19 protein-coding genes are annotated in these 21,916 nt (G+C 70.0%); 17 read left to right on the top strand and 2 right to left on the bottom strand.

All coding sequences use genetic code 11. The features are described from left to right. Positions 1 to 2 precede the first annotated feature (2 nt). Complete coding sequence (locus ABCR94_RS30330; RefSeq protein WP_347123688.1) at positions 3 to 257, bottom strand: MoaD/ThiS family protein; 255 nt, start codon at positions 255 to 257, stop codon at positions 3 to 5. Between the two features lie 536 nt (positions 258 to 793). Between ABCR94_RS30330 and ABCR94_RS30325 the strand changes: the two genes are divergently transcribed. The 5 genes from ABCR94_RS30325 (at position 794) to ABCR94_RS30305 (ending at position 6,461) form a co-directional block, all read left to right on the top strand. Beyond that, complete coding sequence (locus ABCR94_RS30325) at positions 794 to 1,606, top strand: response regulator transcription factor (RefSeq protein ID WP_347123686.1); 813 nt, start codon at positions 794 to 796, stop codon at positions 1,604 to 1,606. 102 nt (positions 1,607 to 1,708) lie between these two features. Then, positions 1,709 to 2,737: a LacI family DNA-binding transcriptional regulator gene (locus ABCR94_RS30320; protein ID WP_283522492.1), complete on the top strand. Its 1,029-nt coding sequence runs from the start codon at positions 1,709 to 1,711 to the stop codon at positions 2,735 to 2,737. 117 nt (positions 2,738 to 2,854) lie between these two features. Then, positions 2,855 to 3,988: a S1C family serine protease gene (locus ABCR94_RS30315; protein ID WP_347123684.1), complete on the top strand. Its 1,134-nt coding sequence runs from the start codon at positions 2,855 to 2,857 to the stop codon at positions 3,986 to 3,988. A 239-nt stretch (positions 3,989 to 4,227) separates the two neighbouring features. Further along, positions 4,228 to 4,956 (top strand): response regulator transcription factor, encoded by a 729-nt coding sequence (locus ABCR94_RS30310; protein ID WP_347123682.1) that lies wholly within the window; start codon positions 4,228 to 4,230, stop codon positions 4,954 to 4,956. Between the two features lie 101 nt (positions 4,957 to 5,057). Then, positions 5,058 to 6,461, top strand: coding sequence for a sensor histidine kinase (locus tag ABCR94_RS30305; protein ID WP_347124046.1), 1,404 nt, complete (start codon positions 5,058 to 5,060; stop codon positions 6,459 to 6,461). 55 nt (positions 6,462 to 6,516) lie between these two features. On the opposite strand, the gene ABCR94_RS30300 is transcribed toward ABCR94_RS30305, so the two are convergent. Further along, positions 6,517 to 8,364: a bifunctional metallophosphatase/5'-nucleotidase gene (locus ABCR94_RS30300; protein ID WP_347123680.1), complete on the bottom strand. Its 1,848-nt coding sequence runs from the start codon at positions 8,362 to 8,364 to the stop codon at positions 6,517 to 6,519. Between the two features lie 228 nt (positions 8,365 to 8,592). Between ABCR94_RS30300 and ABCR94_RS30295 the strand changes: the two genes are divergently transcribed. From ABCR94_RS30295 to pstA, 12 genes are all read left to right on the top strand, one after another. After that, complete coding sequence (locus tag ABCR94_RS30295) at positions 8,593 to 9,663, top strand: PDDEXK nuclease domain-containing protein (RefSeq protein ID WP_347123678.1); 1,071 nt, start codon at positions 8,593 to 8,595, stop codon at positions 9,661 to 9,663. A gap of 69 nt (positions 9,664 to 9,732) precedes the next feature. Beyond that, positions 9,733 to 10,659, top strand: a complete 927-nt coding sequence (mshD, locus tag ABCR94_RS30290; protein WP_347123676.1) for a mycothiol synthase — start codon at positions 9,733 to 9,735, stop codon at positions 10,657 to 10,659. A 108-nt stretch (positions 10,660 to 10,767) separates the two neighbouring features. Further along, a complete protein-coding gene (locus ABCR94_RS30285) occupies positions 10,768 to 11,157 on the top strand; it encodes a GntR family transcriptional regulator (protein WP_347123674.1) in 390 nt (129 codons plus the stop codon). After that, the gene (locus tag ABCR94_RS30280) at positions 11,154 to 12,062 is read left to right on the top strand and encodes an ABC transporter ATP-binding protein (protein WP_347123673.1); all 909 of its coding nucleotides are present in this window, start codon (positions 11,154 to 11,156) and stop codon (positions 12,060 to 12,062) included. Before ABCR94_RS30285 ends, ABCR94_RS30280 begins: the two co-directional genes overlap by 4 nt. Beyond that, positions 12,059 to 12,979: an ABC transporter permease gene (locus ABCR94_RS30275; protein WP_347123671.1), complete on the top strand. Its 921-nt coding sequence runs from the start codon at positions 12,059 to 12,061 to the stop codon at positions 12,977 to 12,979. The genes ABCR94_RS30280 and ABCR94_RS30275 overlap by 4 nt, the downstream gene beginning before the upstream one ends. Next, positions 12,976 to 13,956: an ABC-2 membrane transporter-related protein gene (locus tag ABCR94_RS30270; RefSeq protein ID WP_347123670.1), complete on the top strand. Its 981-nt coding sequence runs from the start codon at positions 12,976 to 12,978 to the stop codon at positions 13,954 to 13,956. Before ABCR94_RS30275 ends, ABCR94_RS30270 begins: the two co-directional genes overlap by 4 nt. 358 nt (positions 13,957 to 14,314) lie before the next feature. Next, a complete protein-coding gene (locus tag ABCR94_RS30265) occupies positions 14,315 to 16,543 on the top strand; it encodes an RNA degradosome polyphosphate kinase (RefSeq protein WP_347123668.1) in 2,229 nt (742 codons plus the stop codon). After that, positions 16,530 to 17,546, top strand: coding sequence for a CHAD domain-containing protein (locus tag ABCR94_RS30260; RefSeq protein ID WP_521978163.1), 1,017 nt, complete (start codon positions 16,530 to 16,532; stop codon positions 17,544 to 17,546). The genes ABCR94_RS30265 and ABCR94_RS30260 overlap by 14 nt, the downstream gene beginning before the upstream one ends. Then, a complete protein-coding gene (locus ABCR94_RS30255; protein ID WP_347123666.1) occupies positions 17,543 to 17,971 on the top strand; it encodes an NUDIX hydrolase in 429 nt (142 codons plus the stop codon). Before ABCR94_RS30260 ends, ABCR94_RS30255 begins: the two co-directional genes overlap by 4 nt. A gap of 575 nt (positions 17,972 to 18,546) precedes the next feature. Continuing rightward, on the top strand, positions 18,547 to 19,680 hold the full coding sequence (gene pstS / locus ABCR94_RS30250) for a phosphate ABC transporter substrate-binding protein PstS (protein WP_347123664.1): 1,134 nt from the start codon (positions 18,547 to 18,549) through the stop codon (positions 19,678 to 19,680). 132 nt (positions 19,681 to 19,812) lie between these two features. Continuing rightward, a complete protein-coding gene (gene pstC, locus ABCR94_RS30245) occupies positions 19,813 to 20,832 on the top strand; it encodes a phosphate ABC transporter permease subunit PstC (protein WP_521978161.1) in 1,020 nt (339 codons plus the stop codon). After that, the gene (gene pstA, locus ABCR94_RS30240) at positions 20,829 to 21,902 is read left to right on the top strand and encodes a phosphate ABC transporter permease PstA (RefSeq protein WP_347123662.1); all 1,074 of its coding nucleotides are present in this window, start codon (positions 20,829 to 20,831) and stop codon (positions 21,900 to 21,902) included. Before pstC ends, pstA begins: the two co-directional genes overlap by 4 nt. Positions 21,903 to 21,916: the final 14 nt, after the last annotated feature.

The raw sequence follows: 21,916 nt of genomic DNA, 5'->3' as shown, positions 1-21,916 counted from the left end.
GGTCATCCTCCTGCGAACGGCGGGAGCACCTCGACCGTGCCGCCCTCGGCCAGCCGTACGGTCTCATGACCGCGGGTCCCGACGGGGTCTCCGTCGATAAGGAACGAACTCCGCCGGAGTACGCGGGTCAGTTCCCCGGGGTGCCGCTCGCGCACCGCGTCGAGCGCTTCGGCGAGCGTCTCGGCCGCGTACGGCTCCTCCGCGGTCCCGGCTGCGGCCTTGGCCGCGGCCCAGTAGCGGATGGTGACCGCTGCCATGGCGGCGCTCCTTTCGTCGAATTACCGCCTCCATTTACCGCCTCCATGATGACGCCTCCGCCCCGGAGCCCCTACGCCCGAGGGGCGCTCATGGCGGCGATCTCATTCGTACGCGCTTCCGTGCGCCCCCCGTGCAACCGTGGCGCGAGCCCCCCGCACCCCCCGCACCAGGTCGCGATCATGGCTGCGACCTGCACACATGGGTGCTCTTGGGGGTATGTGGGGGGGCTGCCGCGTGACCAAGAAGACAATTGATCTCCGGAACTGACCCTCTGGCCCGGAAGCCAGGTGGGCTATTCTGCTGGACAGAGGACCTGGGCAATGTTGCCCCCGGGTCCTTTTGTGCTTTCTGGCCGTTATGGCCGACGGAAGACACGACAGCCGCGACAGACGCGACACGACAGGCGGACCTCAGGGCGCGAAGGGTCCGCACGTACGAAGCAGTGCCGTATACGTCCTCGCAGGGACCGAGGAGGAACCGACGTAATGGGCGAGCGAACCGTGCATGACAGTCCGAACAAGGCAGGTGGCGGACGATGAGTTCTCTGCTGCTCCTGACCAATGCCCTTCAGCCCTCGTCGGAGGTGCTCCCCGCCCTCGGCCTGCTTCTGCACAGTGTGCGGGTGGCTCCCGCCGAGGGCCCGGCCCTCGTCGACACCCCCGGTGCCGACATCATCCTGATCGACGGCCGCCGTGACCTTCCGCAGGTCAGGTCGCTGTGCCAGCTGCTGCGGTCCACCGGACCCGGCTGTCCGCTGATCCTCGTCGTCACGGAGGGCGGCCTCGCGGCCGTCACCGCCGACTGGGGCATCGACGACGTACTGCTGGATACCGCCGGGCCCGCCGAGGTCGAGGCGCGGCTGCGCCTCGCGACGGGCCGCCGGCAGATCGCATCGGACGACAGCCCGATGGAGATCCGCAACGGCGACCTCTCGGTCGACGAGGCGACGTACAGCGCGAAACTCAAGGGGCGGGTCCTGGACCTGACCTTCAAGGAGTTCGAGCTGATCAAGTACCTGGCGCAGCACCCGGGCCGGGTCTTCACCCGCGCCCAGCTGCTCCAGGAAGTCTGGGGTTACGACTACTTCGGCGGTACCCGCACGGTCGACGTCCATGTGCGGCGGCTGCGCGCGAAGCTCGGGCCCGAGCACGAGGCGCTGATCGGCACCGTGCGCAATGTCGGGTACCGCTTCGTGACACCGGAGAAGGCCGACCGGGGTGGTGGAGATACCCGCGGGAAGGTGGCTCCGCCGGTTTCCCCGGCGTCCCGGCCGGCGGACGCGGACCCCCGGGACGAAGCGCCCGTGGGCTCGGCCGCACAGGCTGCCGCTCGGCCTGCCGAGCGGTAGCCGCAGGGCTTCTCTGCCGGCAGGGGGTGTCGTTTGGATCAGGCCGGAGCCCGGCCTGATCCAAACGGCACCCCCTGGGTCACCACGCGTAGACTGCCGCGCGTGGCCAAGGTGACGCGGGACGATGTGGCACGACTTGCGGGGACGTCGACCGCGGTCGTCAGTTACGTCATCAACAACGGACCGCGGCCGGTCGCCCCGGCCACGCGCGAGCGGGTGCTCGTCGCCATCAAGGAGCTGGGGTACCGGCCGGACCGGGTGGCCCAGGCGATGGCGTCGCGGCGTACGGACCTCATAGGCATGATCGTCCCCGACGCCCGGCAGCCCTTCTTCGCCGAGATGGCGCACGCCGTCGAGCAGGCTGCCGCCGAGCGCGGGAAAATGGTCCTCGTCGGCAACTCCGACTACCGCGACGAGCGCGAGGTCCACTATCTGCGGGCCTTCCTCGGTATGCGGGTGTCAGGGCTGATCCTGGTCAGCCAGGGCCCGAGTGAGCACGCCGCCGCCGAGATCGAGGCCTGGGACGCGCGGGTGGTGCTGCTGCACGAGCGGCCCGAGGCGATCGACGATGTGGCAGTGGTGACGGACGACGTCGGCGGCGCCCAGCTCGCCACCCGCCACCTGCTGGAACATGGGTACGCGTACGTGGCGTGCCTCGGCGGCGTGGAGTCCACCCCGGCGGTCGGCGACCCGGTGGCCGACCATGTCGAGGGCTGGCGCCGCGCGATGCAGGAATCCGGGCGCTCCACCGAGGGCCGCCTCTTCCAGGCCCCGTACAACCGCTACGACGCGTACCAGGTGGCCCTCGGGCTGCTCGCGGGCCCCGACCGCCCCCCGGCGATCTTCTGCGCCACGGACGACCAGGCGATCGGTGTGCTGCGGGCGGCGCGCGAGCTGCGCATCGACGTACCGGGCGAGCTGGCCGTGGCCGGCTTCGACGACGTCAAGGAGGCGGCGCTGACCGACCCGCCGCTGACGACGGTCTTCTCCGACCGTCCGGCGATGGCGCGGGCGGCGGTGGACCTGGTCCTCGACGACGCGCTGCGGGTGGCGGGGTCGCGGCGCGAGCGCCTGAAGCAGTTCCCGTCGGCGCTGGTGGTACGCCGGTCCTGCGGGTGCCACGGCGCGTAACGCACCTGTCGCACCCCCCTTATGTCCGGCATACTTTATGTCCGGCATACGCACTTCTGCGCGGCTTCTCACCACCTCCTCAGGCGGTTCTCATACGCGGTGGCCAAGCTCTGAGACATGACCGACAGCCACCGCCGCAGCGGCGAGAACCCGGAGCCCGAGCACCAGCAGCCCTACCCGGACGAGGCCTGGCAGCGGGCCAGGGACGATGCGGAGCGGGACGCGCAGGCGTACTCGGCCGCGTATCCGCCGCCGCCCGCCCACGAACCCGCGCAGCCGGTGGCCGCGGGTGCGGGTGCGGCGGCGGCTGCCTGGCCCCCACCCCCTCCCCACCGCAGGCGGGCCAAGCGGCCCGTGGCGCTGCTGGCCGCGGTCGCCCTCGCCGCCGCCGCGATAGGCGGTGGAACGGGCGCGCTCGTCCAGAACCTGGCGAAGGGCGACCAGGGCGTCGGCACCGGCGTCACCGGCGTCACCGGCGTCACCGGCGTCACCGGCGTCACCGGCACCAACGTCGCGCAGAGCAGCAAGGGCACGGTCGCCGGGGTCGCACAGGCCGTGAGCCCGAGCATCGTCGAGATCAGCGCGACGTCCTCGGCGGGAGACTCCACCGGCTCCGGCGTGATCATCACCGCCGACGGCGAGATCATCACCAACAACCACGTCGTCGCGGGCGCCTCGTCCATCAAGGTCAAGCTGAGCGACGGCAAGACGTACACGGCGAAGGTCGTCGGCACCGACGCGGACAAGGACCTCGCGCTCATCAAGCTCGAAGGCGCGAGCGGCCTCAAGACGGCGTCCCTCGGCAGCTCCGACCAGGTGAAGGTCGGCGACGAGGTGGTGGCGATCGGCTCGCCCGAGGGCCTGACCGGGACCGTGACCAGCGGAATCGTCTCCGCGCTCGACCGTGACGTCACGGTGGCGAAGGACGAGGGCGAGAGTCAGGGCCAGCCGGATCAGCAGGGCCAGGGCGACGGGAGCGGCCAGTGGCCGTTCGAGTTCGGCGGGAAGCAGTTCAACGGGGACACGGGGTCGTCGAAGACGACGTACAAGGCGATCCAGACGGACGCGTCCCTCAACCCCGGCAACTCCGGCGGCGCGCTCATCAACATGAACGGCGAGATCATCGGCATCAACTCCGCGATGTACGCCCCGAGCGGGGCCACGGGCTCCACCTCGGGCAGCGTCGGCCTCGGTTTCGCCATCCCGGTGGACACGGTCAAGGCGGACCTGGCGAAGCTGCGGGCGGCCTGAAAACCCAGCCCGTCCGGCGATTGAGGACACGCCCGCAGGGCGTCTGGGCGTCCGGGGGTCTGGGCGTCCGGGGGTCTGGGCGTCCGGGGGTCTGGGCGTCCGGGGGCTCGCCCCCAGTTCGGGAAGGGGCGGGGTGGGGAACAAGCCCGCCGCAGGCGCCCCCGCCCAACCCCGTGCGACGCTGAGTGCACCCCGCAAGCACCCCCACCCGCACTCCCACCCACCGCCGAGGACCCCCGATGACCAGCCCCGCCGAGCGCATCCTGATCGTCGACGACGAACCCGCCGTGCGCGAGGCGCTCCAGCGCAGCCTCGCCTTCGAGGGCTACAGCACGGAAGTCGCGGTCGACGGCGTCGACGCGCTCGCCAAGACCGCCGCGTACGAGCCCGATCTGATCGTCCTGGACATCCAGATGCCCCGAATGGACGGCCTGACCGCAGCCCGCCGCATCCGCTCCTCCGGCGACACCATCCCCATCCTGATGCTGACCGCCCGCGACACGGTCGGCGACCGCGTGACCGGGCTCGACGCGGGCGCCGACGACTACCTGGTGAAGCCGTTCGAGCTGGACGAGCTGTTCGCCCGGATCAGAGCCCTGCTGCGGCGCAGTTCGTACGCGGCGACCCACGGCGCGGGCGGCGATGACCAGCCCGGCCACGTGCTGTCCTTCGCCGACCTGCGGATGGACCTCGCGACCCGCGAGGTGACGCGCGGCAGCCGCCAAGTGGAGCTGACCCGCACCGAGTTCACGCTCCTGGAGATGTTCCTCGCACACCCTCGCCAGGTCCTGACGCGCGAGCAGATCCTCAAGGCGGTGTGGGGTTTCGACTTCGAGCCGAGCTCGAATTCCCTTGATGTGTACGTGATGTACCTGCGCCGCAAGTCGGAGGCGGCCGGCGAGCCACGCCTCGTGCACACGGTGCGGGGAGTGGGGTACGCGCTGCGCACGGGCGGCGGTACGGAGTGAGCACCACGCACGTCCCGCACGACGACCCGGGCCGCACGGACGACCCCGGCGACCCGGACAACACGACCGAGCCCGCCCCGGAGCCCGGCAGGCGCGGCCCACTGCGCCGCCTCGCCTCGCTGCCGCTGCGCTCCCGCCTCGCGCTGCTCGTCACCACCGCCGTGACCGTCGCGGTCGCCCTGGCCGCGGTGGCCTGCTGGCTGCTCACCGAGAGCCAGCTGCGCTCCCAGCTCGACTCCTCCCTGGAGAGCCTGTCCGTATCGCGCGGCTACCTGGAGCTGGCCGCGTCCAACTGCCAGGAGTCGGGCCCGGCGCCCAGCAAGGACGCCCCGCCCAGCACGACGTACGTCCAACTGGTGCGCCTGGACGGCGGCCGCTGCGTCGGCCCGGGGTCGACGCCGGTCAAGGTCCAGGAGTCCGACACCCATGTCGCCCGCCACCTCGCCGACCAGGCCTGGCACGACGGGGTCACCGACACCGGCGAGGCGGTCCGCGTCTTCACCCACCAGGACAGCGGCACCGGGCTCACCGTGTCGTTCTCCCGCCCCCTCGCGGAGGTCGACGGCGCGCTGAACCAGCTCGCGCTCGTCCTGCTCGCCGTCGCCGGCCTCGGCGTGCTCGGCGCGGGCGCGGCGGGGCTGTGGGTGGCGAGGACCGGGCTGAGGCCCGTGGACCGGCTCACCGACGCGGTCGAGCATGTGGCGCGCACGGAGGACCTGACCGTACGCATCCCGGTCGAGGGCGAGGACGAGATCGCCCGCCTTTCCCTGTCCTTCAACGCGATGACCAGCGCCCTGGCCAGCTCCCGCGACCGCCAGGCGCAGCTGATCGCCGACGCGGGGCACGAGCTGCGCACTCCGCTGACCTCGCTGCGTACGAATGTGGAACTGCTGGCCCGCAGCGACGAGACGGGCCGGGCCATTCCGCCCACCGACCGGGCCGCGCTGATGGCATCGGTCAAGGCGCAGATGACCGAACTGGCCTCACTCATCGGCGACTTGCAGGAGCTGGCAAGGCCGGACACGGCCATACACGGCAGCCCGCCGCGGGTCGTCGCACTGCACGAGATCGCGGCGGCGGCCCTGGAGCGGGCGAGGCTGCGCGGCCCCGAGCTGACGATCACCGCGAACCTCGCGCCCTGGTACGTACGCGCGGAGCCCGCCACGCTGGAGCGGGCGCTGGTCAATGTCCTGGACAACGCGGTGAAGTTCAGCCCGCCGAGCGGCGCCGTCGAGGTCGCGCTGCGCCGGGGCGAGCTGACGGTCCGCGACCACGGGCCGGGCGTCCCCGCCGATGAACTCCCGCTCGTCTTCGACCGCTTCTGGCGCTCCCCGTCCGCCCGCGCCCTGCCCGGCTCGGGCCTCGGCCTGTCGATCGTGGCCCGTACGGTCCAGCACGCGGGCGGCACGATCGAGCTGCGGCGCCCACGGGACGGGGACGGCGGCACGGAAGCCCTGATCAGACTCCCCGGGGCGCCCACGCCGCCACCGGCCGACGTGGTGTGACGCGGGCGGGGCGGTACCCGACCGACCGGATACCGCCCCACTTCTACTACTACTTCTACTTCACGACCGTGATCCGGTCGGCGGCCGGCGGTGCGATCGGCTTGGCCGCGCTGGAATTCGCCGCCAGGTAGGCATTGAAGAGATCCAGATCGGAGGCGCCGACCAGCTTGTTCTTGTGCTCCTTGAAGACCGCGAAGCCGTCGCCGCCACCCGCGAGGAACTCGTTCATCGCGACGCGGTAGGTCTTCGCCGGGTCGAGCGCGACGCCGTTCAGCTTCACCGAAGCGACGTCGATACGGGCCGCCCCTTGCTTGGTCATGTCCAGGGTGTACGTGAAGCCCTTGGACACCTGGAGCACCTTCGGGGAGGCGTCGTTGCCGCCGCTGACCTGCTGCTGGAGCGCGGTGATCAGCTGGGCGCCGGTCAGGTCGACGACGTTCATCATGTTGGTGAACGGCTGCACGGTGAACGCCTCGCCGTATGTCACCACCCCGTCGCCCTCACTGCCGCTCGCCTTGAAGACCAGGTCGGAGCGGATCCCGCCCGGGTTCATGAAGGCGAGCTGCGCCCCGCCCTTGTCGGCCGGGGCCAGGCCCTCCAGCTGCGCGTCGGCGATCAGGTCGCCGAGCGGCTTCTCGGGGGCCGTGGAGCCGCGGCCGTTGATGTCGGCGGAGATGAAGCCCTGCGGCCTGTTGGCGACGGGCGCGGCAAGGACGTTCCAGCGGCCGATGAGCGAGGTCATGTCCGCGGCCTTGGCCTGGTCACGGCTGACGATGTGGTTCACGGACTTCGCGGACTTCGACGACTTCACCGACGTACGGACGATGTCCTTGGTCCTGCGGTCGTACGTCAGCGTGGTGTCGGTGTAGACCTTGCCGAACGAGGACGCCGAGGTGACCATGCGCGGCTTGCCCGACGGGTCGGGGATGGTGCACACGTACGCCTGGTGGGTGTGGCCGGTGACCAGCGCGTCGACCTTGGGCGTGATGCCCTTGGCGATGTCGGTGATCGGTCCTGAGATGCCGTCGCCGGCGCCCGGGGAGTCGCAGTCGTAGTTGTACGAGCTGCTGGCCGGCGAGCCGCCCTCGTGGATCAGCGCGACGATCGACTTGACGCCCTGGCGGTCGAGTTCCTTGGCGTACTTGTTGACGGTCTCGATCTCGTCGTGGAACTTCAGGCCCTTGACGCCGTTGGCCGTGACGATGTCCGGGGTGCCTTCGAGGGTCACCCCGATGAAGCCGATCTTGACGCCGTTCTTCTTCCACACCGTGTACGGCTTGAGGATCGGCTTGCCGGTCTTCTCACGGGTGACGTTCGCGGCGAGGTACGGGAAGTCCGCGCCCTTGAATTTCTTGCCCTTCTCGAAGCAGCCCTCGACCGGGTGGCAGCCGCCGTTCTGCAGACGGGCCAGCTCGGCGGAGCCCTCGTCGAACTCATGGTTGCCGACGGCGGACACGTCGAGGTCGAGCTTGTTCAGCGCCTCGATGGTCGGCTCGTCGTGGAACAGCCCGGACAGGAGGGGGCTGCCGCCGACCATGTCTCCGGCGGCGGCGGTGACGGAGTACCGGTTGCCGTCGCGCGCGTCGCGCAGCGAGGTCGCCAGGTACTCCACGCCACCGGCCGGGATCGCCTTCGTCGTCCCGTCGGGCTGCGTCTCGTTGACCGTGCCGGCCGAGCCCGCCGGGGGCTCCAGGTTCCCGTGCAGGTCATTGAAGGACAGCAGCTGCACATCGACGGTCCGCGACGGCTTGTGCTGCCGGCCGCCGTCCTGAGCGCCGGCCGGCATCGCGGCGACGAGCGCACCGACGGTGGCGAGACCGGCGGCGGACGCGAGGATCCGCCGGGTCGCGCGACTGGTGCGCGGGGTGCGCTGCGTACAGGTGGAACGGGGGTTCGCTGACATCTGTCCCCTTGTGAGTTCAGCGTGGAGAGGTGGGCGTGAACTTGGCGTGAAGTGATGGGCGCTGCGAGCGGCAGCTTAAAGTCAACGCGCGTAGAGCGACAGGGGGTACTGGGTTACGACCTTGTTGCCATCAGTTCGTCAACGGGGCATTCGGCGTGGATCACCCGTATGGCGGACATATGCGCGCAGGAACGTCACCGCACGCGTGAGTGCCGCAAGCCTGTACCCATGGACAGTGAACTCACAGCCAAGCCTGTCGTGCCCGCTCAGACATCCGAACTGCCGCCGGGCTTCTACCAGATGGTCGATGACCTCAAGTCGATCGTGCGCGGCGCGCACATGCGCGCTCAGCTCAAGGTCAACACCGAGATGCTCCAGATGTACTGGGAGATCGGGCGGACGATCCTGGCGCGACAGCGCAGCGAGAAATGGGGCAGCAAGGTCATCGACCGCATCTCGACCGAGCTGCGCACCGAATTCCCGAACCAGCGCGGCTTCAGCCGGAGCAACCTCAAGTACATGCAGCAGTTCGCGCGAACATGGGCGGACCCAATTGGCCAGCAAGCTGTTGGCCAATTGCCCTGGGGCCACATCGTCATCCTCATGAGCAGGTGCAAGACTCGCCCTGAGCTGGACTTCTACGCCCAGCACGCGGTCCGCAACGGCTGGTCCCGCGTCGAACTGGAATCAGCGGTCCACCGTGTCCTGCACCTCTCGCACGGTGCCGCCGCCAACAACTTCGACGCAGTCATCCCCGAGCAGTCCGAAGCCGCCAAGGAGATCATCAAGGACCCGTACCGGCTCGACTTCACTCAGCTGACCGGCCAACCCGCCGAACGGGACCTCGAAGACGCACTCGTCGCCAACCTGATCCCCTTCCTCACCGAGCTCGGCATGGGGTTCGCCTTCGTCGGCCGCCAGTACCCGGTCCAGGTCGGTGATGAGGAATTCCGTATCGACCTGCTTTTCTACCACTGCAAGCTGCACTGCTACGTCGTCGTCGAACTGAAGACACAAAGAGCCGCACCCCAGCACTTCGGCCAGCTCGGTTTCTACGTCGAAGTCGTGGACGACCTGGTCCGCGACAAGGCCGTCGACGGCCCCACCATCGGGATCCTGATCGCGGAGAGCAAGAAGCAGCCAGTCGTGGAGTACTCCCTCCGCAGCCAGCGCCACCCCATGGCCGTCGGCACCTACGAGGCGCTGCCCGAGCCGGTGAGGTCACAGCTCCCCAGTGCCGACGACCTCTCCCGCCTCGCGGACAGGGTTCTCCACCGCACTCAGGACGACGACCAATAACGGTTCGAACGCAGCTCGAACAATTTGGCCAACAGCTTGCTGCACAATTGCCGCCGTACGCTCGTACCCATGACGACTGACCCCGCACCCACCGCCCCCGGCCGCCAGATCCAGACCCTCGACGTGCTCACCGACGAGCAGGCTCAGCAGGTGCTCGGCCTGCTTGCCGAGGCCGCCCGCGAGGACGGCGTACACGCTGTGTCCGAGCAGGGCCGGCTTCAGCTCCGGGGCGGGCACCGTGCGGGCATCAGGCACTTCCTGTTGTCGCTGGGCGAGGGAGAGCTGCTCGGTTACGCGCAGCTGGAGGACACCGACCCCGTCGAGGCCCCGGCCGCCGAGCTGGTCGTACGTCCCTCGCATCGCGGGCAGGGGCACGGGCGGACGCTCGGGTCGGCCGTGCTCGAAGCGTCGGGGAAGCGGCTGCGGGTGTGGGCGCACGGCGGGAAGTCCGCCGCGCGGCACTTGGCGCAGGTGCTGGGCCTGACCCTCTTCCGTGAACTGCGCCAGCTGCGCCGCCCCTTGCGCCCGCTGGACATCCCCGAGCCCGTCCTCCCCGATGACGTGAGCATCCGCACCTTCGTGCCCGGCCAGGACGACACGGCCTGGCTCGCCGTGAACGCGGCGGCGTTCGCGCACCACCCCGAGCAGGGTTCACTGACGCAGCGCGACCTGGACGACCGCAAGGCGGAGTCGTGGTTCGACCCCGAGGGCTTCTTCCTGGCCGAGCGCGCCGGCGAGCTGATCGGCTTCCACTGGACGAAGGTGCACGCCGATGAGCAGCTCGGCGAGGTGTACGTCGTCGGGATCCGCCCGGACGCCCAGGGCGGCGGCCTCGGCAAGGCACTCACCGCGACCGGCCTGCGGCACCTCGCGGCGGCCGGGCTGCCGACCGCGATGCTGTACGTCGACGCGGACAACACGGCGGCGGTCACGGTGTACGAGCGGCTGGGCTTCACCACGCACGGGCTGGACCTGATGTACCGCACGGAGTCATAGGACGGCACCACGTACGGCAACACCCCTGGGGGCGGAGTCGGTTGACACCGCCCCCTCTCTTGCATCACTCTTCCACTACTTAACTAGTGAAAGGGGTGTGCAAGCAACGTGGTCGAGTTCCGTATCGACCGGCGCACCGGCGTCGCCACCTACCTCCAGATCGTGCAGCAGACCAAGCACGCCCTCAGGCTCGGCCTGCTGGAGCCCGGTGATCAGCTGCCCACCGCCCGTGAGGTCGTCGAGGCCACCGCGATCAACCCGAACACCGTGCTCAAGGCCTACCGCGAGCTGGAGCGCGAAGGCCTGGTCGAAGCGCGGCGCGGGATGGGCACCTTCGTCCGGCGCACCCTCGGCACCCGGGCGCCCGAGGACTCCGCGTTGCGGGCCGAGCTGGTCGCGTGGGCGGCCCGGGCCCGTACGGCCGGACTGGAGAAGGACGACGTCACCGCGCTGTGCACTTCCGTGATCGACGAAAGCTTCAAGGGGGACCGGACATGACCGACACGGCCATCGAGGCGGTGGGACTGGGCCGCCGTTACGGGCGGCGACGGGCGAAGTGGGCGCTGCGGGAGTGTTCCTTCCGGCTGCCCGTCGGGCGCGTCTGCGCGCTCGTCGGGCCCAACGGCGCCGGCAAGACGACGCTGCTCGCCCACGCGGCGGGACTGCTCCGCCCCACCGAGGGCACCATCCGCGTCCTGGGCACCAACCCGGCCTCGGCGCGTGAGCGGATCGCCTTCGTCGCCCAGGAGAAGCCGCTGATCCCGCAGTTGAGCGTCGCGGACACCCTGCGGATGGGGCGTGAGCTGAACCCCGCACGCTGGCAGGACGAGCTCGCGAACCGCATCGTCGAGGAGGGCAACCTCGACCCCCACGCGCGCGTGCGCAACCTTTCCGGCGGCCAACGCAGCCGCCTGGCACTCGCCCTGGCCTTCGGCAAACGGCCCGAACTGCTCCTCCTCGACGAACCGATGGCCGACCTCGACCCTCTCTCCCGGCACCAACTGATGGGCCTGCTGATGGCGGACGCGGCCGAGCACGGCACGACCGTCCTGATGTCCTCGCATGTCCTGGGCGAACTGGAGCATTCCTGCGACTACTTGCTACTGGTCGACGGCGGCCGGGTCCGCCTGGGAGGCGAGACCGAAGACCTCATCTCCGCTCACACCCTGCTGACGGGCCCGGTCGGCGACCTCGCCCCGCACACGGTGGTCGAGTCCCGCACGACAGGCCGCCAACTCACCGCGCTGGTAAGGCAGGACGGCCCGGTGGGCGACACCTGGCAGACCCTGGAGCCCACCCTGGAGGAGCTCCTGCTGGCCCACCTCCGCTCCCCCGGAGCGCCACCGCTGCTGACCCCGAGCGCGGACTCACTCTCACTCCCCCTCACGGAGGCCACCGTATGAGCGCGCACACTCTCCTGCGCGGCCCACAGTGGGTCGTCGTACGCCAGCACCGCGCCCCACTGTGGATGGTGTTCGCGCTGCTGATCGCGGTGGCAGGCACGTCCGCGTTCCTCCAGGGCTGGATCGCGATCGGGGACACCACGCCGAGCGGGATGGCGCGCGGCGGCCTCTCGGCATTCCTGCTGCACAGCACCACCGTGTCGGTGGTGTTCCCGCTGCTCATCGGGGCCTTCGTGGCCGGGCCGATGGTCGCGCGCGAGCTGGAGAGCGGCACGTACAAAATGCTGCTCACCCAGTCGGTGACCGCCACCCGCTGGCTCGCGGTCAGGGTCGCCCTGGCCACGGCGATCGCGGTGGCCTCGTCGGCCGTCCTGGTCACCACGTACCGGCTCACCTGGGCGGGCACTGAGGGCAACGGCCCGGCCTGGTACGGCAGTCCGTACGAGACGATGGGACCGATCCCGGTCGCCTATGCGGTGCTGGGCGTGGGAATCGGCACGCTGACCGGCCTGCTGGTGCGCCGTACGGTCCCGGCAATGGGTGCGGCGGCGGTCGCGACGGGCGCCGTCCACTCAACGGTCTACGGCCTTCTGCGCAACCACCTGTGGCCGGTCGAGACGGTCACCGGTAACCCCGTGCCCCTGCCTGCGGCGTCCTCCCACCCGCAGATCCTCGACATGGGTGGGCTCACAGCCAGCGGCCAGCGGCTCGACTGGGACACCTGCTTCGCCAGGGGCTCGAACCCGGAGGCGTGCATGGTGGATCGGGGCGCCGTCACCTATTACGCGGACACGCACCCCGCGTCACACGCCTGGCCGATGCAACTGGTCGAGACCGGCATCCTGCTGGCCCTCACGGCGGCGGCCGTGGCCACGGCGTTCTGGCTGCTGCGCCGCAGATACGGAGCGAGTACATGAGCAACACGGCAGCCCGGACCGCACTGCGCGGCCCGTACTGGGTGACGGTCCGTCAGCACAGCCGCGTGCTCATGCTGTTCGCGGCCCTGACCCTCGCCGGCATCGGTGCGCTGATCGGCTACCAGGGTTGGGCGAGCGGCCTCGCGGAAACCTTCGCGGCGAGCGGCTGCTCGGTCTCGATGACCACCAGCGAGTGCTCTGACGATGTTCGCAGCCACCTCGACAACTCGATGGCCTTTACTCAACTGCTCGACTACCTGGGTCTGGCAATGATCGCCCTGCCTGGCCTGGTCGGCGCGTACGTCGCGGGCCCGATGATTGCCCGCGAGCTGGAGAGCGGTACGTACAAACTGGCCTGGACCCAGTCCGTCTCCCCCGCACGCTGGTTCGCGGCCAAGCTGGCAGTGCCCACGGTCCTGTCCGTCGCAGGCGTCTCGCTGCTGTCGGCCGCCCACTCCTGGGCCCGGTCGACGCCGACCGATGACATGTACCCCGCCCAGTGGTACGAGCGGATCGTCTTCGGTGCGACGGGCACCGTGCCCGTCGCCTACACGCTGCTGGGGCTGGCGCTGGGCGCCCTCATCGGGGTGGCCGTGCGCCGTACCGTGCCCGCGATGTCGGCCGCCGCGCTGACGGCCGGTGCTCTGGTGCTCGCGGTCAGCTCGCAGCGGGGGCGGCTGTGGCCGGTCGAGACGGTCACCGCCCCGATGCCCCCCGCCACCCCCGACTCCGTATATCCGGTCGAACAGGGCATGCTCACCGGTACGGGCACGCGCATCCCCGAGGACGCGTGCTGGAGCCGGGCCGGCGAGCTGGGGCAATGCATGACGGACCACGACATCACGGCCTGGTACCGCGACTACCACCCGGAGTCGCACTTCTGGCCCCTCCAGCTGGTGGAGACCGGCATCGTGCTGGCGCTCGCGGCGCTGGCGGTAGCAGCGGCGTTCCGGGTGCTGCGCAGCCGCCACGCCTGAGCTCCTGAGGAAGGGGCCGCCTGCGGCGCTTTCCCCTACCCCCACAACTGGGGCTCCGCCCCCGGACCCACGCCCGAATGGCGTCCCGGGGGTCCGGGGCTTGGCCCCCGGTTCGGGAAGGGGCGGGTTCGGGTAGGGGAACAGCCCGCGCAGCGGCCCCCGCACACGCCCCGCGCCTATCCACCCACGCACCCCCACCCGCGCCCGGACGTCATGTCCCCGTTACCGGCCATTCAGACGCGCTTGCGACCCTCACGGAATGCAGCCCGCCGAGCCACCCGCCCCCAACGGGAGAGCGCCCCGCGTATCCGTCCCCTTCGGCGCGCCTGTCGGCACCTGGAAGCGGAAGAATGGGGCCATGAGCCAGCAGCCGAGCGCCGATGTCCCCGTCCAGCATGCTCAGCCGTCCGTCGGTTCCATCGCCGCGCACCGCCCGCACACCGTGGCCGGGTCGCCGGTGCCGCTGGATCCTGACATCGATGCCGACCTGGATACGTACGTGGAGGATGCCGAGGGCGACGAGGAGCTGCCCCAGGGGCGTTTCCTCGACCGCGAGCGCAGCTGGCTGGCGTTCAACGAGCGGGTGCTCGAACTGGCCGAGGACCCCGGCACGCCCCTCCTCGAACGGGCCAAATACCTCGCCATTTTCGCCTCGAACCTCGACGAGTTCTTCATGGTCCGGGTGGCCGGCCTGAAGCGCCGCATCGCGACCGGCGTAGCGACCCGCTCCGCGTCCGGCCTGCAGCCCCGCGAGGTTCTGGAGCTGATCTGGACCCGCTCCCGTGAGCTCATGGCCCGGCACGCCGCCTGCTACCAGCAGGACATCGCCCCGGCCCTCGCCGACGCGAGCATCCACCTCATCCGCTGGCCCGAGCTGACCGAGAAGGAGCAGGCCCGCCTCTTCACGCTCTTCCGGCAGCAGATCTTCCCGGTGCTGACCCCCCTCGCGGTCGACCCGGCGCACCCGTTCCCGTACATCTCGGGGCTGTCCCTGAACCTCGCGGTGGTCGTGCGCAACCCGGTCAGCGGCCACCGCCACTTCGCCCGCGTCAAAGTCCCGCCGCTGCTGTCCCGCTTCCTGGAGGCCTCCCCGCAGCGTTACGTGCCCCTTGAGGACGTCATAGCGGCGCATCTCGAAGAGCTCTTCCCCGGCATGGAAGTCCTCGCGCACCACATGTTCCGGGTGACGCGCAACGAGGACCTCGAAGTCGAGGAGGACGACACCGAGAACCTCCTCCAGGCGCTGGAGAAGGAGCTGATGCGGCGCCGCTTCGGGCCGCCGGTGCGCCTGGAGGTCGAGGAGTCCATCGATCCGTACGTCCTGGATCTGCTGGTCCGCGAGCTGAAGATGTCCGAAGCCGAGGTGTACCCGCTGCCCGGCCCCCTCGACCTGACCGGACTGTTCGGCATAGCCGCGCTCGACCGCCCCGAGCTGAAGTTCCCGAAGTTCATCGCGGGCACCCACCGTGACCTGGCAGAGGTCGAATCGGCGTCGGCGCCCGACATCTTCGCGGCGCTGCGCGAACGCGACGTACTCCTCCACCACCCCTACGACTCCTTCTCCACCTCCGTCCAGGCCTTCCTGGAGCAGGCCGCGGGCGACCCGGACGTCCTGGCGATCAAGCAGACGCTGTACCGGACATCGGGCGACTCCCCGATAGTCGACGCGCTGATCGACGCGGCCGAGTCGGGCAAGCAGGTCCTCGTCCTGGTCGAGATCAAGGCCCGCTTCGACGAGCAGGCGAACATCAAGTGGGCGCGCAAGCTGGAGGAGTCCGGCTGCCATGTCGTCTACGGCCTGGTCGGCCTGAAGACCCACTGCAAGCTGTCCCTGGTGGTCCGTCAGGAGGGCGAGACCCTCCGCCGCTACTCCCACGTCGGCACCGGCAACTACCACCCCAAGACGGCCCGCCTCTACGAGGACCTCGGCCTGCTCACCGCCGACCCGCAGGTCGGCGCCGACCTCTCCGACCTCTTCAACCGGCTCTCCGGCTACTCGCGCCGCGAGACGTACCGCCGCCTGCTGGTCGCCCCCAAGTCGCTGCGGGACGGCCTGGTCGCCCGCATCAACAAGGAAGTGGCGCACCACCGGGCGGGCCACCCCGCGTACGTACGCATCAAGGTCAACTCGATGGTCGACGAGGCCATCATCGACGCCTGCTACCGGGCGGCCAGGGCAGGCGTGCCGATCGATATCTGGGTACGCGGCATCTGTGCGATACGGCCCGGGGTCACCGGCCTCTCGGAGAACATCCGGGTCCGCTCGATACTCGGCCGCTTCCTCGAACACTCGCGGATCTTCTCCTTCGGAAACGGCGGCGAGCCCGAAGTGTGGTTCGGCAGCGCCGACATGATGCACCGCAACCTCGACCGCCGCATCGAGGCACTGGTCCGGGTCACCGACCCGGCCCACCGCGCGGCCCTGACCCGGTTCCTCGAAACCGGCATGTCCGACGCCACGTCCTCATGGCACCTCAGTGCCGACGGCAACTGGACGCGGCACGCGACGGACGCGGACGGCCAGCCGCTGCAGCACGTACAGGAGATGCTCATAGACGCCCGGAGGCGCCGGCGTGCAACACCATGACACCGCATCCAGGAACGGGGCCCCGGCCCACCCGTTCAACGGTCACCGGCCCGCCGGTGAGGTCCTCTCCCCCTATCTGCACGAACGGGCCGCCGACTTCCTGCGCAGCCTGCGCCTGCACCGCGAGAGCGGCCAGGACCCGCAGGGGGAGGCAGCCCTCGAAGCGGCCGGTGCGCTGCGGCGCTCGGCACGGCGGATCAGCGGGACACTGCACACGTTCCGGCCGCTGACCGACACCCACTGGGCCGATCCGCTGCGCGCGGAGCTGGCCTGGCTGTCGGGCACCCTGGCCCGCGAGCACTCCTGCGCGGCCCGCCAGGCCCGGCTGCTCGACGCCCTGAACCGCCTCTCCGGTACGACCCCGGTACCGGCCGCCCGAGGCACCGCCCACCCCACCGGAGCCCTGACCGTCGGGGCCGCACGAGCCGGCGCCCTGCTCGACCGCCAGCTGACCCTGGCCAGGACACGCGCGCACTCCGCCGCACTCCAGGCTCTGGGTTCCTCGCGCTTCCACGCGGTCGCCGACGCGGTGGCACTGCTGGCGTCCGACGCCCCGCTGGGCCCGGCCGCCGCCGCGACCGCCGACGAGGTCCTGCTCCCGCTCGCCGCCGAGGCACGGCAGCGCCTGACCGACGCGGTGGCCACACTCCCGCTGAACCGCGCGGCGCACCCGTACAACGCGGAGGCGCTGATCCACGGCCTGGCCGCCACACCCACCGTCGAGGCACAGGACGCCCCCTGGCACCAGGTCCGCCTCCTCCTGCGCCTGCACCGCTACGCGCAGGAGGTGACCCGGACCCCCACCGCCGACACCCTCACGGCGGCCCACTCCCTCAACCGCCACCGGGCCGCGGCGGAGGCCGCTGCCGCAGCCGCGTCGGCGGCCCGCACCCCGCGCATCGCCCCGGCGACGGCGTACGCCCTGGGCGTGCTGCACGCGGACCAGCGCCACCAGGTGGAGGCGGCCCGCTTCACGTTCCAGCAGGTCTGGGCACGGCCATGACCATCACGCACCCCACCCACGACCCCACCGTCCTGGCAGCGGGCTGCGTGCTGTGGCGCCGCTCTTCCACCACGGGCCTGGAGATCTGCCTGGTACATCGACCCAAATACGACGACTGGTCGCACCCGAAGGGCAAACTCAAGCGCAACGAGGACGCACTCCAATGCGCCCTGCGCGAGGTCCGGGAAGAAACAGGCCACGAGGCCGCTCCGGGCGCCCGCCTCCCCACCACCCACTACGTCGCGAACGGTCAGCCCAAGCGGGTCGACTACTGGGCAGCAGAGGCCACAACAGGCACCTTTGTCCCGAACGACGAGGTGGACCACATCCTGTGGCTCTCCCCCACGGCCGCAGCCACCCGCCTGACCCAGCCCAGAGACCGCGAACTCCTGGCCGCACTCCTCCAGTCCCTGCACACAACCTGACCAGACCGTCCCAGCCCACCCACCCAACCCACTCAGCCCAGCCCAACCAGCTCAGCAGGGTTAGCGGGGCCAGCGAGCCCAACGGGGTCAGGACTTCCGACGGGGTCTGGATCTCCAACGGGGTCAGGATCTCCGACGCCGGGAGGGGGCCGGGGTCGGAGGGGGTGGTGTTCGGGACGTAAAGCGTGATTTGTGGGCAGCACCCGGGCCACTCCTCCCAGGCCCCCGCAGAGCGCCTAAATCATGCAGTCCCGAACGCCGCCCCCGGAGACCCCGGCCCCCGGCGCACGCGCGCCCCAAGAGCCACCCACCCACCGCTCCAGACACCCGACCCGGCACCCGGCCCGGCACCCGACCCGGCACCCGCCCAAACGGACACCCCGGTCCGACCGTCACGGTTCACCTCCCGTTCACCCTCCCCCGTTGGTCGCTTCACCTGTTCTGCCTAATTTCGGACTTACACAGTGCGCGGCACATCGCGAGATGCTCGTCCCACTGCGTAGCTGAACTGTCCAAACCACCTCGCACGCCGCCACGACACAAAACCCGGCGGCTCCTGGAAGGAACACCCGAAAGTGAAGCTTCAGAGCAAGAACCGGCTTCGCGCCACCGCGCTCGGCGCACTCGCCGTCTCCGGCGCCCTGGTCCTCACGGCGTGCGGCTCGGACAACAACAGCGCCTCCACGAGTGGCACCGGCGAGAAGACGACCGCCGGCAAGACCATCAAGTGTGACGACGCCAAGGGCAAGCTGCTCGCGTCCGGTTCGAGCGCGCAGAAGAACGCCATGGACCTCTGGGTCAAGAACTACATGGCCGGCTGCACGGGCGTGGAGATCAACTACAAGTCCTCCTCGTCGGGCGAAGGCATCGTCGCGTTCAACCAGGGCACGGTCGGCTTCGCCGGCTCCGACTCGGCGCTCAAGCCCGAGGAGGTCGAAGAGTCGAAGAAGATCTGTAAGGGCGGCCAGGGCATCAACCTGCCGATGGTCGGCGGCCCGGTGGCCCTCGGTTACAACCTGGACGGCGTCGACGACCTGAAGCTCGACGCCTCCACGATCGCCAAGATCTTCAACAACAAGATCAAGAACTGGAACGACAAGGCGATCGCCAAGCTCAACCCCGACGCCAAGCTCCCGAACAAGCCGATCCAGGCCTTCCACCGCTCCGAGGACTCCGGCACCACCCAGAACCTGGGCAAGTACCTGAGCGCCACCGCCAAGGCGGACTGGGCCTACGAGCCCGAGAAGAAGTGGCCGGCCCCCGGTGGCCAGGCCGCCTCCGGCTCCGCCGGTGTCGCCGCGCAGGTCAAGCAGGAGGACGGCGCGATCGGCTACTTCGAGCTGTCGTACGCCACCTCGCAGGACATCTCCACCCTCAAGATCGACACGGGTGCGGCCGCGCCGGTCGAGGCCACTTCCGAGAACGCGTCGAAGGCCATCGGCGCCGCCAAGATCGCGGGCCAGGGCAAGGACCTCGCGCTGAAGCTCGACTACACGACCAAGGTCGAGGGCGCCTACCCGATCGTCCTGGTGACGTACGAGGTCGTCTGCGACAAGGGCAACACCCCCGAGACGCTGGACACGGTCAAGTCCTTCCTGACCTACGCCGCAGGTGACGACGGCCAGAAGCTCCTCACGGACGCCGGCTACGCCCCGATCCCGGCCGAGATCAACGCCAAGGTCCGCGAGACGGTCACTTCCCTGAACTGACCCACCGACCCACCGACCCACCTCACCACCGGCGGCCGGCCCGGCATCGCACCTCACCGGGCCGGCCGCCACCCTCCATCCGGTGCACCGCCGCCAGGGGAGCCCGCTCCCCCACACAGACCGGAAAGACGCATGGCATCCACTCCCACGGACACCCCGCAGGCGCCACAGCCACCGCCTCCCCCTCCGCCTCCACCAGTCATAGAAGCTGCGAGCGGTACGTCCACGGGCCGCGCGGGCGACAAGGTCTTCCTGGCCATGTCCCGCGGCTCGGGCATCCTGCTCCTGGTGGTCATGGCGTCGATCGCCGCCTTCCTGACCTTCCGCGCCGTACTCGCCATCTCGGAGGACGAGGGCAACTTCCTCACCACCTTCGACTGGAACCCGGCCGGCGACCCGCCGGTCTTCGGCATCGCGGTCCTGCTCTACGGCACCGTCGTCAGCTCGATCATCGCGATGGTCATCGCGGTTCCGATCGCTGTCGGCATCGCCCTGTTCATCTCGCACTACGCGCCGCGCAAGCTCGCTTCGCCCCTCGCGTACGTCGTGGACCTGCTGGCCGCCGTGCCGAGCATCATCTACGGCATCTGGGGCGCCCTCTTCCTCGTGCCCTACCTCGGCGGCCTGAACTCCTGGCTGGACGAGTACCTGGGCTGGACGTACATCTTCGAGAAGACGGAGCTGGGCGCGGCCCGCAACCTCTTCACCGTCGGCATCCTGCTGGCGATCATGATTCTGCCGATCGTCACCAGCGTGAGCCGCGAAGTCTTCCTCCAGGTTCCGAAGATGAACGAGGAGGCCGCGCTCGCACTCGGCGCGACCCGCTGGGAAGTCATCCGCATCTCGGTGCTGCCCTTCGGCCGCTCGGGCGTCATCAGCGCCTCGATGCTGGGCCTGGGCCGCGCACTGGGCGAGACGATGGCCGTGGCCACGGTCCTGTCCCCGAGCTTCCTGATCTCCGGCCATCTGCTGGATCCGGGCGGCGGCACGTTCGCGCAGAACATCGCCGCGAAGTTCGACGAGGCCAATGAGTACGGGCGCGACGCCCTGATCGCCTCTGGCCTGGTGCTCTTCCTCCTCACCCTGCTGGTCAACGGCGCGGCCCGCCTGATCATCGCCCGCCGCAAGGAGTACTCGGGGGCCAACGCATGAGCCACGCAACCATCCAGGACAAGCGCCCGACGCCCCACGTCCGGACAGTCAGCCTGTCCCGCAAGGGCCTCCCCCGCTGGGCACCCACCGCCTTCGCCGCCGCCGCCGTCGTACTGGGCTGCGGCCTGGGTTACGTCGCCGGCTGGCAGAGCCGCGTCCAGTGGGGCATCGTCTCGGCCCTGTTCTTCGTCGTGCTGACGTACACGATCGCCTCGGCGGTCGAGGGTAAGCGGCAGGCCAAGGACCGGGTCGCCACCAGCGTCGTATGGGTCTGCTTCCTGCTCGCGATCATCCCGCTGTTCTCCCTGATCTGGGTCACGGCCAGCCGCGGCATGAAGGTCATGAACGGGTACTTTCTGACCCACTCCATGGCCGGCGTCCCCGGCTTCGAGACCGGCGGCGGCGTCTATCACGCGCTGATCGGCACACTGGAGCAGGTCGGCCTGGCCACCGTCATCGCCGCCCCGCTCGGCCTGCTCACCGCGATCTACCTGGTGGAGTACGGCAAGGGCAAGCTGGCCAAGGCGGTGACGTTCTTCGTGGACGTCATGACCGGCATCCCGTCCATCGTGGCGGGCCTGTTCATCCTGTCGATCATGCTGATGGCCGGGCTGCAGCCGTCGGGCCTGATGGGCGCCCTGGCCCTGACCATCCTGATGGTCCCGGTCGTGGTCCGCTCCACCGAGGAGATGCTCAAGCTCGTACCGAACGAGCTGCGCGAGGCCTCCCTCGCCCTGGGCGTACCGAAGTGGCGCACGATCCTGAAGGTCGTCCTGCCGACCGCGGTCGGCGGAATCACCACCGGTGTGATGCTCGCCATCGCCCGTATCGCAGGTGAGACCGCACCGATCATGCTGCTGGTCTTCGGCAGCCAGCTGATCAACCCGAACCCCTTCGACGGCGCCCAGTCCTCGCTCCCCTTCTACATCTGGGAGCAGTACCGGGTCGGCAGCGAGGCGTCGTACGACCGCGCCTGGGCCGCCGCCCTGGTCCTGATCGCCTTCGTCATGATCCTCAATCTGGTGGCTCGCGGCATCGCCCGCTGGAAGGCTCCCAAGTCCGGTCGCTGACGCGACCAACCGAA

Origin of the sequence: Streptomyces changchenzhani (assembly GCF_039766235.1) — a bacterium.
Lineage (GTDB): Bacteria > Actinomycetota > Actinomycetes > Streptomycetales > Streptomycetaceae > Streptomyces.
This window is presented reverse-complemented; position numbering and strand designations above follow the sequence as displayed.